Here is a 14,758-nt window from a genome sequence, read left to right on the forward strand (position 1 = left end):
GACGACACTCGTGTCACGAAAATACGCCGCGCCCTTTATGCCTGAGCCGGGACACTGAAATTTCCCACGCAACAAACGCACTGCACGCCCTGTGCCACTGGCCGAGGCATCTTTCGATGCGGCGTTCATCTATCCTCACCGCCGCAGACGGGGACAAGCAAACGCCTCGTGAAATTGATCCCTCGCCCGAGGCCAGACGGGCCTATGACCCCGGCCGGGTGGCCGGATCGGCCGTGAAGGCTTGGATCAGCTAAGGCATAGATTTGGTGCTGCGATCGTCAATTTAGGCCGGCAGGAAGTCCGAAACGCCTCGCCGGCTTGCGTAAACGAGCTTTGGTCTACGACTTGTCTCGGATCAAGTGCGACGTGAAGGCGTTCACACATGATGAACGATATGACTTAGATGGAGGTAGCAGTTTCGGTCGAGATCGCCGAAAGTTGGTGACGGCGGGAATCGAAAAGGCGGCATATCGTGGGTGCTTGACGCCTCCACTTCTTCACCGAAGGACCGATATGCCCTATCCAAAGACAACATTATCAAGTTGATTCCGCCAGGAACCGTCGCCGATCAACTCACAAAAGTCTTGCGCAACTGGGCACGTCCATCTCGCTCAGGCGATCGAAGCCGAGGTCGCGGACTATCTCGGCAAGCATCCCGATTTGAAGGACCGCGGCCGGCCACCAGCGCATCGCCCGGCACGGTCACCTGCCAGAGGGGGAGGTGACGACCAGTATCGGTCCGGTCGCTATCCGCCAGCCGCGCGTGCGCGATCGCCAGGGGGTCGCCTCCGATTCCCGACCGCATCCGGTTCTCACCGTCGATGATCCTTCCACCCTACATACGCCGTTCGAAGTTGATCGAGACGCTGCTGCCTATCCTTTACCTGAAGGGGATCTCGACTGGCGACGCCTCGGAAGCGCTGGCTGCGCTGCTCGGCAAGGATGCTGCCGGATTGTCGGCCTCGGCGATCGGTCGCCTAGGGATGGCTAGCTCGACGAGCACACCGCGTGCCAGAAGCGCGTCGGCGAAACGCTACGTCTACATCCGCGCTGATGGCCTCCATCTCGAGGCCCGGCTCGAGGACGAAAAGCAGTCACGCGTGTTCAACAGGGCGCCGGAAGCAGCCTCTTTACTCCGAGGATTTCCCCTGTCTCGGGACTTGAGGAGGCCCTGATTAATGGCAATGCTGTAAAACGCAACGGCAATAACACCGTAGGTGTTCTTCGCAGCTTGGTCCCGGCTCTCGGCAAAGATCAAAGGGCGATGGCTATGCGGCTCGCCGAGGAGCCGCACAGCGATGATGGCGCAAGTTAATCGGGCCGAGTAGCGCTCTCCCGCACAGCCGGTCCCGAGCCAAGCACGCAATCGTCGCTGGAGCAAGCTATGGCCCATTAACAAGCCCAATACCGGACCTATGTGGACGGGCTGCTAGCGTCGGGAGTGTGCGCGGCGTCTACTCTCGTGGGTGATGGATGAGCCGAACGTCATTGGGCCCCCCCGGCCCCAGGAGGGCGGTGTAGAGCTCGCCGCGAATGTTGTATTGCTTTTCCGGCTGCGCCGCGTCCGGCAAGAGGCCCCAGCGGCCGAGCTTCGAACGCATCGTGTCCGAGGCGGGTTGGGTGCCGTGCGAAAAATTCTCGGGAACAGCGAATGATGCAGCATAAATTTCGCGGGCCGCCGGGGATGTCCTGTCAGCCCTGGAGGACGCCGGGGCGGCTTGCTGCATCGAACGTCCAAGCAGCGCTGGTGAGACTCGATTCGCTGGCTGTGCGCTGGGCTGCGGAACGTATTCCTGTCGAGATCCGAGAGGAATGGCAGGGCCTGGCGCATTGAGTGGGGTGCTTGGCCTCATCGCCGCCGCGGGCACGAATAGCGCCGTGTAGCGGTCATTGTGAACGATAAAGCTGTTTGGTCGGCTGTCCTGACTCGGCGGGATGCCGCTACCGTCAAGCGCAGCCGACGCGTGCTGGTTGCCCTGCCTGAAGTTGAAGGGATGGACAACCGCTCCTAAATTCAGGGTCTGCTCATGGCGCGCGGTTGGCTCGAGAGACGATGATGGGCCGGCGTCTTGCACCATCGCCCACAGCTGATCCTGATCGTAACCTTCCTCAGGAAGGATCAATGGTGAACCGACCGCTGGCCCGAAAGGCGACGGTGCGCCGGCGTTTTCCATCAGCACACGAGCCATTGAATTGCCCGGCTCGCTCAGCTGGCGCTCAATGGCATCCAGTTCCGCATGGCTTAGCGTCCTCTGCCTCTTCGCAGGCCTCAACTGCCCGCTGTAATCCTCACCCATGAGGGGCGCGTGACTTGAAAGGGGGGCGCTCCCGGTCAGCTCGTTCGGAGCCGGCTGGTAGCCGTCGCTCCAGTTGAAGTGACGAACGGCTTCTCCGAGATCCGGTGCTTGGTGATCGTGCGCGGTTGGCTTGAGAGACGATGCTAGGACGGATTCGCCGATCATCCCTCGCAGCGAATCCTGATCGTGACCTTCCGCAGTCAGCTCGCTCGGCCAACTCGAAGCCTCCCGCGCGTTGTGCTGCGCAGCGACGTGCCCGACGCCTCTGGTGACTGCGTCTTCGGGATGAGGACCGCTGGCCCCAAGTTCCAACGCCTCGGTAAGTCTACGGTCTTCGTCAGGCAGATGAGGATAGTAGCGATCTGGAGAAACAGGAACCCCTGCGACGGCAGTGGTATCAAGCTGCGGGACTTCATCCAAGTACGGCTCAAACTCCGCTTGCTGCTGTTGCGGTTGTGTCACCGCGTCGTTGTAAGCAGCCCGGTCGAATGGGTTGATGCTGTTAAATGGGTCCATATCCCCTCCCTTTGGGTCGGTTCGCAATCCTGAGCAGATCCGCTCTCTGTTCTCCCTCTATTAGGATCAGCTGTCGACAAGCTGACGCGCTTGGAGACTTGAGTGAGCCAAAATGGCCAATCCGACTGCCACACTCACCCGAGGCACGCGCCAAGGATCGCCGGATTGCATTTTTCCGAAACACTGGCTGGGTGAGTCGGAGCTGGCACCAACAGATTCTATTTCGTGGAGTAGCATCATAGGGCCTACTAAAGTGTGTACTGAGCTGCGAAGTGTTCTGGACGATGCGTCTGGATGGTGCCCGAACCGAGGCGGACCCCTCCGATGAAGGCATGCCTTGCCAAGAAGGTCTTAATTCTGGCGGCAGAGGGTGAATCGGATCCCGGCCATCTTGGCGCGTGTCGCGGTGGGACAGTGCAGGAATCCTTTGCGGCTGCGACCGATCTGAAGGAGGACGCGACGTGCGACATGTGCGGTCGCCAGGAGGGGCTTGAATTGATGCACTCGCAAGGCATCATCCATCGAAACCCCGGTCATGGTTGGTTCGTCGCGCGGCGAAGTGAATATGTCAGCGCCACGGTTGCGCCGGGCGCTCTCGGCAAATCGTCGCTCATCATTACCGAAATGCTCTCGATGGTCTCAGGCCAGGCGTTACTCGGCACGGCTTCAGAGCAGCTTCGCGTCTGGCACTTCAACCTCGAAGACCCTGCCATGGAAACGACGCGCCGCATACAAACCACCGCTAAGCAGTTTGAACTCTCTGAACATCATCTTGGTGATCGGCTGTTTGTCGATCACGGCCGCGAACGCCCCCTCGTCATCGCCAAAACGGAAGGCCGCGACACCGTGATCTGCACGCCAGTCGTGGACGCGCTGATTGCAGAGATCGAAGAGCGCGGCATCGACGTGGTGATCGTCGATCCGTTCATTTCGTCGCATAAGGTTCCGGAGAACGACAATAACGCCATCGACATGGTGGTGAAGGAATGGGACAAAGTCGCCGACAAGGGCAATTGCGCCGTTGAGTTGGTCCACCACGTTCGGAAGGGCGAGCAGGAGGTTACGGTGCAGAGCGCGCGCGGCGGCGTCGCGCTGACGGACGGTTGCCGCTCCGCCCGCGTGCTCAATAGCATGACCGAAGCTGAAGCTAAGAACGCAGGCGTCGATCATCATGGATTGTATTTCTCAGCCTATGCCGACAAGGCCAACCTAACCGAGCCAGCCGACAAGCGGGATTGGTTTGAGCTGGTTTCGGTCGATCTCGACAACAACCCGTTGAGCCGGGTCAGCGGCAATCCGTTCGATCATCTGAAGGGCGACGATATCGGCGTTGCGACGCGCTGGGAGCGGCCTGACCTGCTGGCCGGGGTTACGGCGTCGGATTTTGAGCGGTGCGCGCTGGCGATCAAGCAGGGCCAGTGGCGGGCCGACCAACGGGCGGACGGCTGGGTTGGCATCGCAGTCGCGAAAACGCTGGGTCTCAGCCTTACCGACAAGCAGGACCGGGCTAAAGTCGTGGCGCTGCTCAAGACATGGCGCGAGACGGGCGCCTTGGTCGAGGTCGAGCGGCCTGATGAGCGCCGCAAGCCGAAGAAGTTCATTGAGGTGGCCGACGACGACTAGGGGCGCTGGCTGCTCCAGTTGACCGGAGCAGAACCGGAGCGACTGGCGCACCTGATCTGCTCCGCTCCAGTTAAATCCCTTTAGGGATTAACTGGAAGTGGAGCAACAGATCGGGGGCTGGATGACTGGAGCAGATTGGGCGTCGGAACGAGAAATCAATATAGGGGCGCGCGCCGCACCTTGGCTGGCCGAGACAGGATGCCGTTTCTCGCCCCCTGAAGTGCCAAAATTGATCCAAAAATCGCTTGAAGGCATTCATCGTTTGATATTCAGTTGGCCTACCAAGAACTGGAGGGCCATCATGGAACTGGTAACGGTACATTTTGACGATCCCGCCTTAGCGAGTTCGATCTGCATTGCTGTCGAGAGCGCCGCTCCAAACGCGTCGATCCATCATTTTACCGGCGGACTGAAGCCTGAAGCGCCCCCGGCGGCGGCAGGCGACTTCGATCCGCAGTTGATTGAGCGGCTGGTAAAGATCGTTCAAACCGTGCCTAAGCACATCCGACTTGGCCTGCTGTACGGAGACGACTCATGCAGCATGTCTCACGGCGACGCGCGGTACAGCATTCGGCCAGAGACCATCGCCCTTTCGCGCAGGCTCAAACCCCTCTTCCCACATCTCGCCTCGCCCATTGACGCGCTGGTTGTGCGACGGCGCGAGTACTTTTTTGAAGGAAGCTACAAGGGCATCCGATACATTCCGACCCCGCTCGGAGTGGCGGTGCGCGAGGCCTTGAAGGCTCAAGAGGTCGCGTAATCACATTCGCCGAATGCAAGTCAAAAGAAACGGGGCCGGTCTCCCGGCCCCGTATACCTTATCGAAGGTGAACCCTGACTGCCGAAAGCAGCAGCAGGAAAATCACCGGGTCAACTTCAACATGAAGCCAGATCATCGGATTGCTTTCCATGTCAGGCTCATAGCCACGAGCAGTTAAGACCGTGGTGGTGCACTCACCCTCGCTGACGTCCATCTGCGCAAACGGACGGTTTTGTCTTTCGCTGGCGCTGCTCTTGGCGTGGTTGGCGTGCGGGCTGTTCGAGCTTATCCACTCACTGCTGGACGAAGGGGCCTAGCTGGCAGGACCCGTACCGCGATCGGTCCCTCTCGCCGCGAAGGACATGAATGCGGCACGTACGATCCAAGATGCGACCAGCACTCCAATCGAGATAGCAACGGCAAAGTACCAAGGTTGGTAGAAAAGGGCACGACCATCAGAATAAGCGTTGCCAGCGTCAGGAGCTGGCTCTCTGCCATGTAGCTTGCAAAGTTGTGCATAATCGTTTCCCCCAGTTAGCGACTATGAGCTTCGCTGAACGCCAGAAGCGAGGCAACTGGTAGTCTGCGCGTCCGGTCGTCTTTGCCTTGTCAGGACACTTCATGACCCTTGAATTGATGCCTCGACTGGCTCAACTGACGAAGGTCCACGGCGCAATTTTGGACGCCGAAGACCTTGTGATCCAGTGCGCCACGAATGCCGTACAGCGCGCCGATCTGAAGATGCCTGTCTTGGATGCGCTGAAGCTCTTTGAATGGCTTTCGCGACTTCCTTATTCGATCACGTTGGACCCGAACGAATGTTTCGTAACGTACGATTACATGCCGCTATTGGCTCAACTCACCAAAGCCCACGGCATGGTCCTTCACGGCAGTGAGGTAATAGTTCAATGCGCGACCGCGACGGCGGGGTGGGCCGATGTAATGATGCCGGTGGAGGAGGCGCTCAAACTGCGTGGAGTACTTGCGACGATGCTGGATGCGTTCGCAACTCCAAAGAAGGCAAGCGTCGGACGGCACGAGCACGTTCTACGTTTCCCTCGACCAATCAGTTTGGTTGCTATTCTGGAGATTAAGAGATTTCATTATCGTGCCAATCGATACATGCAGGCTCTCAGCCGAGAGGAATTGGAGCAACGACTGCATGATGTAATAGCAAACGTTATCACGCTCGGTGATGACGGGAAATACACCTTGATAAAGCCAAGGCGGGATGGAATGCATTCGCCGACCCGCAATATTGATTTCCTGTCTCTCTATACTGAATTGGCCGAGGAATTTCTCATTCGCGGATTACTTGACGGTGAGAAATCAGCTAACCCGCCGGAAAAAATCAGGCGCTTAGCCGACGAAAGCTGGTGTCGTAGGGCGGATTGGGTGGATGCTTCCCAGTATTCTCGCGAAAGCTATTTTAATGCGCCAAAGATGCTCTTCAAATTTGGAAAGGCCGAGCACATGCGCGCCCTGTATGAAAGAGGCGAACTGCTTGTCCGGCCTGCCTCATATTTCGCAGGCGCCGAGGGCTTAGCACGTCAGGACAATGAACTGACGATGAGTTGGTATCGTGACGGGCGAAAGCTAGAGTTTTCTACTAGCGATTATTATTGTTGGTGCTGCGCTTCCGTTTACGACTATCGCTTGTTTATGGATTTCCAGAGCGACGCTTGTGTGGCAATAAATGACCTCGACAGCTTCATCGAGAGATTTGCGAAAGCAGTGGCGGCACAGGTGTCAGGCGTGGAACGCGTGCGTCTCATACCGGCGTACTACTACGACCCGCTTTCAGTTTCAGATGACCCGGTCGAATTCGCTGCCGTTCAAGATGAAGCAATCCAGTGCGCGAAGCACTTTCGGTTTGCATATCAGTGGGAATTCCGAGTTGTCATCACGCGGTCCACTCCCGCTCCCATGCAAGCATTCAAGCTTGATATGGGGTCGCTGCGGGACATCGCGGAGTTGGTCGTTGCGCCGGGTTCATGAGCGCCGAAACGGCAAGGAGTAATTGTGAAGCCAGAATATTTCCTGAGCGTGGTTGTCGGCCGAAATATTGATTTGCTCAGGGAGAAACCCGGTCGGCTGGCCTCGGCCGTGAACATCTTGCTTACGCTCGATGCATTTGTCGGAATTCTTCATGCAGCCTTGGTGGCCGCTGGCGTGTCCGTACCGGATAAAGACGATGAGTTTCGGGACGTTCTTGCAGCGCAAAATGAGGATTATCGCATCGTTCGCGATGCCGTGTTCGCAATTAAGCATGGTCAGTTAACTGGCAGAAAATCGCGGATTGTCACAAACTCCAAACAGATGGCGATTTACGGAGCTGTTTTTGAAGAAGCCGTTTTTCAGGACGGGGTTTTCGAAATGGGCGCAGCTCGCATTGAAGTTGACAGCACGAGCGTTGACGTGGTGGAAGTCGCCGAGCGTGTGATCACATTCCTGTATGAAATTCTAGAGCAGACAAGCGGCGGACAGCGCCAATAGTCGCTTTTGAAATGATTTAATCGAAGGGGAGAGTTGGTCCTATGCAGCAATTGGACACGAAAGCGAAACGTAGCGAGTTTCAGCAAAAGGCAGATAAACGCGCTCGTCACCATGCACCTCAAATCGAAGAGATCGTGCCGATCGTGATCGAGGCTGTCTACGAATTTGCTGATCCGGGGAGTGGAAGGCTAGCCGGACGTAGCGGCTGGGCGGCGTTTGGGGGCCGTCGCGTGTGGGGCGGCTACAAAAATAAGAAAATCGAGTTTCGCGAGGAAAATCGCCTCGGCCGCGCCGTTGCGCGGTTTGATAATGGTTCCTCAAAGAGCGAGGTGGAGCGACAAGTTCGCGGTTTTCGACGCCGAAAGTGAGGGCGGTGTTCGGACGAGGAGAGAAAACCTCATGCGTCCAATGGTGTAGGTCGGCTACAAATGTCCGAATAGCCATTGTAATGTTGCGCGGCCGACACCCTTCCAAGCTAAAGGCCCGTCGCTTGAATTGGGCCACCGGGACCGTCGCAAAAATCGTCGATAGCGCGTCGTCGAGGCCATGACGGATATCTCAGCGCCTCGTTATCCTGGAAGCCACGCAGAAGGGCGATCTCGACATAACGGAATGGCTAGAGTGGTTTCTCGATTGCCTTGATCGCGCCTTCGATCGCGCCGACGTCATTCTTGGATCGGTTCTCAGGAAGGCCCGCTTCTGGAAGAAGCATGCCGATCAAAGCTTCAATGACCGCCAGCGCACCATGATCGAGCGTCTGTTTGAGGGCTTCGAGGGCAAGCTCAACTCATCAAAGTGGGCCAAGCTGACCAAGTCCTCATAGGACACTGCCCTACGCGACATCGAAGACCTCGTTGCCAAGGGGATACTCGTGAAAGACCCTGCTGGCGGCCGTAGCACGACCTATTCGCTCTTGGATGGAGATGCGTGATAGACGGACGGAACTGGCCTCCGGCGATACAGCTATTTGTGCCCGTGAACTAAGGGCGCAAAGAGATTTGCCAGATCAGTATCACTAAACTTGTCGGGCTCTTGCGTGCTTTGGAATTCGAAAGGCACTATGACCTTCAAGCGTGTTCGAAACGGATACGTATTGGGTGCCAAGGAGACACTTGAAGTGTCCGTGACATGTTCGAGCGCGTCATCAAACGGTTTCAGGCGGCTCTCAGCAGGTAACGAGCTTTTCCACCACAACTCTCGCCGTCCCGATTGTTGGTGCAAGCCCTGGTTTCCAGTCGGGGGAGGCTTGGGGGGCTCTGCCGTTGCTCAAGCTGCTTCCGGAGGTGGACGGAAAATCCAAGTCCGATGACCCCTTTACAATCGGTGGGCTTCCAAAAGCTCCTCAAACGACAGCGTGTTGGGCTGGGGCGGGGGGTGGTTCCAGGGGCGGCAGCACAGCCACGCCGTGGCGTTTGGCGGGGCTGGTTGCAGGCCTGGATGAGCAGGATGGGGAATGCCAAGAAATGCTGGGGGCGCCGCCGAGGTATCGGCCATTAGCCGTTGTGGAACAGGCTGCATAATGAATAACATATTGATTTCGCTTGCTATTTTCTACAAAACCTTGGAGGGGTGCTTGCGGGTCGGTCCGTTAATCTTGGCTCTCGTTCGAGCTGTCCGCCCCGTTGCCCGGGCTTATGGGAACTGCTAACTTGAACGGATAGGGAACATACCCCGTCCAAGGGGATTGGTGAGTAGCTGGATTTTTAAGGGTAGATGCCCTATTTTCCGTCCTGAGAAGTAGGTACTGGTCGAGAGCCATGAGCGTCCGGATCAACCGGGAATACGTGAACGACACCGCGAAGCTGATCATGCATCGGCTTATCGCGCGGCAGATCGGTCGCGACCCGTCGCTGGTCGAAAGGGCCAAGGATTCTTTGGCCCATAACTCGCAACGTTTCGAAGGCTACACTTTCGTTCGCGAGTGGTCGGACATGCTCGGCTTTCCTCCATCTACGGTACGCCGCCGTCTGACGAGCCGCGACGAAGAGATGACGCGTTTGCGTCTGTCCTCACCTTTCGTTTTGGCGGAAGGTATCAATTTTGAGGACGACACTCTGCGCCGTCGTATCTGGAAGGCGGCGAAGCGGATTGCAGAGAGATCTGCGATCCATCAGACCGCGGCACTTCCGCGGATGGCGGCGTGACACAAAACTCGTTTGTTCGAACTATTGAAGATCTTGTCGAGACAGTCAGGGTGATCGCCCGGCTGTTTAAAACCGACAAGGTCTTCATCATTGGCAGCCAGAGCATCTTGCTTTCATGGCCTGATGCGCCCGTCGTCCTGCGCACTTCTGGTGAGATCGACGCCTATCCGGAAAACGCGAAAATATGGGAAATCCAGCAGAAGGAGCTGGATCCCGAAGATGATCCCGAGGCCTCAGAAGAGATCAATGCTCTCTACGGCGAGGGCTCTACATTCCATCGGGAGCACGGCTTCTATATCGACGGTGTCGACGAGAATACCGCACGGCTTCCTGGGGATTGGAATAAACGCGCGATTACCAAAACTGTCGATGTTGACGACAGGAAGGTTCTTGCCGTCGCACCATGTCCTGAAGACATTATTGTATCCAAGCTCGCTCGCTTGTCGGAAAAGGACAAGGAGTTCGTGGAGGGTTACCATAAGGCGCGGCCATTCAATCGCGATCTCGTCGTTGAGCGTATCAAGGCGACAAAGCTGGAGGCCGAACTTCAGGAACGAGCCATAAGCTTCGTACGCGGCCTTCCGGACGAGCCCAAAGCAGACGCTGCAGCAAGCAATTCGCCGGGATCCTAGCGGCCGTGGCTGCGATCCTACATGTTGCGGCAAACCTCTCGGCTGCGTCTAACGATCCTCGCGCAAGGGCTGAGGAGCTCCTCGCCGGGCACTCGCTGAAGCGGCCCGGCGGCAAGCCGCCGCCGCTATCACTGCCGCGTCAGACGGGTGCCACAAGAGTCCGGTCTTGTCGCTGCACTCGGCCCGCGTGTCCCTCCGCTTTCGCCGAGGGTCGCTATGCTCACGCGGCCCGGGTGCCATTTCGCTGCGGCGATGCGCTGCGCGCACGACGACCAGTTATGGGATGTCAGGTGTTGACCCGCTTGCGGTTCATCTTTGCGGCGCGCTCTTCTTCTGGGTAATTCTCGCGAAAATGCGATCGCGCTCGATGCGCCGGAAGGGAAGAGGCAGGAAATCGTCCTGCTGGAAAAAGAGAGATCTAATAAATTTGTGTCAGAAGTTCTCTTATATTTCTGACACCGGAGCGTGAGCCATGACCCACCTGAGCACCCGGATTTTGGAAGCCACCAAAGAATTGCCCGAAGGCGCGCCGATCGCTGCCAAGGCGCTTTTGCATCTTGGAAAGCGTGCCGCCGTCGATCAAGCTCTGTCGCGTCTTCGAGCGAGGAAGACTTCTGCGCGCGAGACGAGGGATATATTTGCGTCCAGTTGAAAGCCGTTTCGGAATTAGAGCCCCGTCAGTCGAGAAAGTCGTCGAGGAAATCAAGGTTCGCAGCGGCGAAATCATCGTTTCCAGCGGCGCGGTGGCGGCCAATCATCTTGGTTTGACGACGCAAGTACCTGTCCGTCAGGTTTATCTGACCTCTGGTCCTTCCCGCAGGCTCCGCCTTGGTAAGCAAGTCGTGGAGCTCAGGCATGCACCGCGTTGGCAGCTTGCCCTGGCGAACCGACGTGCAGGTGATGTAGTGCGTGCGCTTGCCTGGGTGGGACCACAGACGGCAGAACGAGCGTTGAGATCCGTCAGTCAGAAATTGACCCTGACCGAACTGAAGGAGCTGAAGTCCGCTGCTTCTTCCTTTCCGACTTGGCTTGCCAAGCCGGTAAGCGAACTCCGTGTCGGATAGAGTTCTAAACCTGGCTGGCGCCGAGCGCCAAGAGGCGCTCGGCGTTGCCGCGTCCAACTCAGGTCGTCCGGCACATCTTACTCGAAAAGGATGTCTGGGTTGTCTGGTGCCTGAACGCACTCTTTTCTCGCCTTTGGGCGAACATCTTGTCTTCAAAGGCGAAACTTCGCTATCAAAGGCTTACGGTGCGATCCGCCGTTTTTCGACATTCGGACGATAACCTTTCGAGGCAAGCGCCTGAGCGGGAGGTCAGCCTAGGCCGTCGAGACGCCGGCGCGCCGGAGCTACAGGCTATCCACGTGCCAATCGATCGCACGGGCTGTTTCATAGGCGTGCCCCTGACCCCGATCTCCCATCTTCACCGTCGACGGGTCGAGGTTGCGAAAGAAGAACACGACCTTGCCGGCTGTGTCGTTTGCATACACGCCCTTGTCGGGGATTGGCTTGGATAGCCACTTGCCCTGTTTCGTCGTCGATACGTTGGTCGCATTCCCAGGTTCGCCGGACTGCCAGGTGCTATCTGCGGCGAATAAATTAATCCAGTACCTATCTGGATCGCCATCAATGGCTTTCCCGCTCAGGCTTATGTTTGGCATTGTTGCTGCTTCTCCTCTAGGTAAATCGTTCTAGGCAATGACGGGAGTGGAGGGCGTGTACGGCGTGCCGTGTTCAGACGTTCTCTTTCGAGGTCGTTTTGCGGGGAAGGAATCCATCTCTTCCGACGGGGCCGGCGCGACCGTAGCGCGCGAAAAGGCGAACGACAGAATTGAACTCATAGGCTCGAATGTACTCCCAAAGCGCGGCACGCCCCTCATTGGAGAGATGATTGATCCTGTCACCGGGTTGCGGGATTTCGCCGAGCAGGACCAGCCAATACGAGAAGAGCTCGCCGAAGCCGATGGTCCCGATAACGTCGTAGCGAATGAGATGTTCGATCCGCTCCAGCCAGAGTAAAAAGTTATCGAAAGCGGAGCGGACGGCCAGATTTTGGTCCGTGAATGTTTTCTTTTCGATTTCTTCAGTTGGCTTCCAGTGGACGGCGAGCGCGGTGGGCAGGTCACGGACGTCGAAGGTCTGGCCCTTCAGCGTGTCTTCCTTCCAAAACTGGGCGTTGCCGTAGTCCAAAAGGCGCATGACGAAACGCACGTCCCCATCTTCGAAGAATTCCTTTGTTTGGTCGGATGCCGCCAGCGCGCGATCGCGCTGCCGGGTCAAGTTCGCCTGCTCACTATTCATCCGATACTGATAGAGGCCGAAGGCAAAACCGGCCGCGGTCAAAGCCAGACCTATCAGTGCTGCTGCATTCGAGTCGGGCATAGCAGGGTCCTCAATGGTGAACGCTAGTGAGCTGTGTCGCCTTTCCCGCTCCCCTTGTAGGCTTTCGTCCCTAGGTAAGTCGCGTGACTGATCAGCAGCACCGACGTGAAGGCACCTCCGGGGTCGGGCAGGCTCTGGATTCCAGTCAGCAGCACGTCTGGTGCGATTCCGCGGAGTTGCTCGACGAGCATCGCGAAATAGCCCAGGACCAGGGTGACGGTGAGCACGACATTCTGCAGCCGGGAAATATCGACGTCGCCCGAGTCGGCCACGTGTTCACCCACGAAGACGTCGGCAAGAGACGCCATCGTCGGGTCCGAACGGACTTCGACGGCCGAAGAGTCACTCGACCCCGTCAGCAGGCCACGATCGGACTGGTCGTTACTGTTCTTTGGCCTCCCACCGATCGTCGTGATCTGATCCGACGGCGAGCCGGCCATTCCGAATGCCTTCGTATTCAGGATTAACGCGGAGATCATCGGTGAGGCAAAGGCGATCCCGAGTGCGGCGGCGATGGATGCCGGGACCTGTGGGAACGTACCTGGTCCGCCAAGGCCAACATTGAAAAGCGCCGCGGTGGCGAAGCCGCCAAGTGCAACGATGGTCCAGAGCGTCACCTGCGCCCGCGCCAGGGATACGCGGTTACGCTCGTCGACCCAGATGCCGACCATGCGCCCCTTGGTCCCCAGGCCGAGCGCGATGGCGAGTCCGGCAATACCGAGGGTCATCGCCAGAAATTGCACGATGATCGACCGCGTGCCGGGAGTGTCTCGCAGTCCGAGAAGCGCATTCGCGATGCCGGACCAAATGGACGTATTCGGCGTGACCGCGATAATGCCGGCATCGACTGCGCTACGCACCACAAGTTCGCACGACAACGTCGCGTCCGTTGCGGCCGCGCCATCTGTTTCTGGCGGCTTCTTCGACGGTGAAGCAGCATTTGTGTCCGGCGCGGAAGGCCCATGGTCGAGGCAGCTCCGGATCGTAGCGAGAGCCATTCCGACCTTCGGTCCGTACGGAACGATCGGCTGGGCGGGAGCGGCCGGCGCAGGCGATGGGGCGGCCGGCGGCACTTGAGCGGCCGGTGGGGCGGCCGGCGGAGGCGCGGCAGGGGCAACTGCGGCTGGCTTCACGTACTTGCCGCCGGCATCAAGGAAGCTGCAAACGCTCCGCTTCCAGTTGGGAAGCAGAGCTGCATCCGAGATGCAATTGTCGGCCAGCTTGTCGAGCACACGGTACTGGATGTCGAGATTTCGGAGTTGGCTCCCTGCATTGCCGTCGCTCTGTCCCGACCATATGGCCGAGATGCCACCGAAAACGAAGATCAAGGCCGCGATCGAACCGAGCCACCATGCGGCTATCCTCACCGGCTTGGGAACGCTCCATGATCGCGGCGCCAGGCCAGTTAGGCTATACGACGAGGTGAGGCCAAGTTTGCCGGGAGCCTCTTCGCTCGTTCCATAGAGGCGGTACGTCAGGCCTGATTTGTCCTCGAATTCGAGGCCCTCGGTTGTGCCGGTCTTGTAGATCCAGTCGGGCGGCGTGCCGACGTCCTTCGATGGCGCGCCATTTCGGTCGATCTGCCAGAGCGTTGCTTGCTTGGGCAATGCGACGGCACCGTCGTAGCGGTTCTGCGAGATCTTTTCGGCAACGGCCTTCATGATCGTGTAGTTCGCCGCTTCGTCGGCAGACAGCATGTTGCCGGCGATTTTCATTTGATCCTGAAGCCCGTTCCAGCGCGCAGTTACTGCAATGCCGGCGACGACCGACCAGAGGCGTTCCAACGATTTTGCTGAGTCCGTTCCCTTTGCGGTCAATCCGCTCGTTTCTCCCAAAATAATTTTGGCGAGCCTTTCCACGTCCCCCTCAACCATTTGGTCCCCCGATGATGAGCATTCTGCCACTAGTC

General features: G+C 58.1%; 11 protein-coding genes and 3 pseudogenes. 10 read left to right on the forward strand and 4 right to left on the reverse strand.

The window, feature by feature from the left end:
- Window positions 1–476: 476 nt before the first annotated feature.
- Window positions 477–1,094: pseudogene (locus I6F37_RS34585) on the forward strand (transposase); the annotation flags it as partial.
- Between the two features lie 360 nt (window positions 1,095–1,454).
- On the opposite strand, the gene I6F37_RS34590 reads toward I6F37_RS34585, so the two are convergent.
- Window positions 1,455–2,813, reverse strand: a complete 1,359-nt coding sequence (locus tag I6F37_RS34590; RefSeq protein ID WP_225130101.1) for a hypothetical protein — start codon at window positions 2,811–2,813, stop codon at window positions 1,455–1,457.
- 324 nt (window positions 2,814–3,137) lie between these two features.
- Here I6F37_RS34590 and I6F37_RS34595 point away from each other — a divergent pair, with 324 nt between their 5' ends.
- The 9 genes and pseudogenes from I6F37_RS34595 to I6F37_RS34635 form a co-directional block, all read left to right on the forward strand.
- Window positions 3,138–4,436 carry an AAA family ATPase gene (locus I6F37_RS34595; RefSeq protein ID WP_225130099.1) on the forward strand — a complete coding sequence of 433 codons (1,299 nt, stop codon included), beginning with the start codon at window positions 3,138–3,140 and terminating at the stop codon, window positions 4,434–4,436.
- Window positions 4,437–4,533: 97 nt separating this feature from the next.
- Window positions 4,534–5,196 carry a hypothetical protein gene (locus I6F37_RS34600; protein WP_225130098.1) on the forward strand — a complete coding sequence of 221 codons (663 nt, stop codon included), beginning with the start codon at window positions 4,534–4,536 and terminating at the stop codon, window positions 5,194–5,196.
- Window positions 5,197–5,817: 621 nt separating this feature from the next.
- The gene (locus tag I6F37_RS34605; protein ID WP_225130096.1) at window positions 5,818–7,194 is read left to right on the forward strand and encodes a hypothetical protein; all 1,377 of its coding nucleotides are present in this window, start codon (window positions 5,818–5,820) and stop codon (window positions 7,192–7,194) included.
- Window positions 7,195–7,218: 24 nt separating this feature from the next.
- The gene (locus I6F37_RS34610; RefSeq protein WP_225130094.1) at window positions 7,219–7,692 is read left to right on the forward strand and encodes a hypothetical protein; all 474 of its coding nucleotides are present in this window, start codon (window positions 7,219–7,221) and stop codon (window positions 7,690–7,692) included.
- 41 nt (window positions 7,693–7,733) lie between these two features.
- Window positions 7,734–8,060, forward strand: a complete 327-nt coding sequence (locus I6F37_RS34615) for a hypothetical protein (RefSeq protein WP_225130092.1) — start codon at window positions 7,734–7,736, stop codon at window positions 8,058–8,060.
- Between the two features lie 1,389 nt (window positions 8,061–9,449).
- Window positions 9,450–9,836, forward strand: coding sequence for a hypothetical protein (locus tag I6F37_RS34620; RefSeq protein ID WP_225130090.1), 387 nt, complete (start codon window positions 9,450–9,452; stop codon window positions 9,834–9,836).
- A 50-nt stretch (window positions 9,837–9,886) separates the two neighbouring features.
- The gene (locus I6F37_RS34625; protein ID WP_225153944.1) at window positions 9,887–10,468 is read left to right on the forward strand and encodes a DUF6036 family nucleotidyltransferase; all 582 of its coding nucleotides are present in this window, start codon (window positions 9,887–9,889) and stop codon (window positions 10,466–10,468) included.
- Window positions 10,469–10,940: 472 nt separating this feature from the next.
- Window positions 10,941–11,532: pseudogene (locus I6F37_RS34630) on the forward strand (DUF6088 family protein).
- Window positions 11,522–11,737: pseudogene (locus I6F37_RS34635) on the forward strand (nucleotidyl transferase AbiEii/AbiGii toxin family protein); the annotation flags it as partial. The pseudogenes I6F37_RS34630 and I6F37_RS34635, both read left to right, overlap by 11 nt.
- A gap of 79 nt (window positions 11,738–11,816) precedes the next feature.
- Here the strand turns inward: I6F37_RS34635 and I6F37_RS34640 are convergent.
- From I6F37_RS34640 to I6F37_RS34650, 3 genes are all read right to left on the reverse strand, one after another.
- Entirely contained in the window at window positions 11,817–12,128 is a 312-nt protein-coding gene (locus I6F37_RS34640) for a hypothetical protein (RefSeq protein WP_225130087.1), read from the reverse strand.
- Between the two features lie 73 nt (window positions 12,129–12,201).
- Complete coding sequence (locus I6F37_RS34645; RefSeq protein ID WP_225130085.1) at window positions 12,202–12,849, reverse strand: hypothetical protein; 648 nt, start codon at window positions 12,847–12,849, stop codon at window positions 12,202–12,204.
- Window positions 12,850–12,872: 23 nt separating this feature from the next.
- Window positions 12,873–14,708, reverse strand: a complete 1,836-nt coding sequence (locus tag I6F37_RS34650) for a hypothetical protein (protein ID WP_225130083.1) — start codon at window positions 14,706–14,708, stop codon at window positions 12,873–12,875.
- Window positions 14,709–14,758 lie beyond the last annotated feature (50 nt).

This window comes from Bradyrhizobium sp. NBAIM08, from assembly GCF_020193935.1.
Lineage (GTDB): Bacteria > Pseudomonadota > Alphaproteobacteria > Rhizobiales > Xanthobacteraceae > Bradyrhizobium > Bradyrhizobium yuanmingense.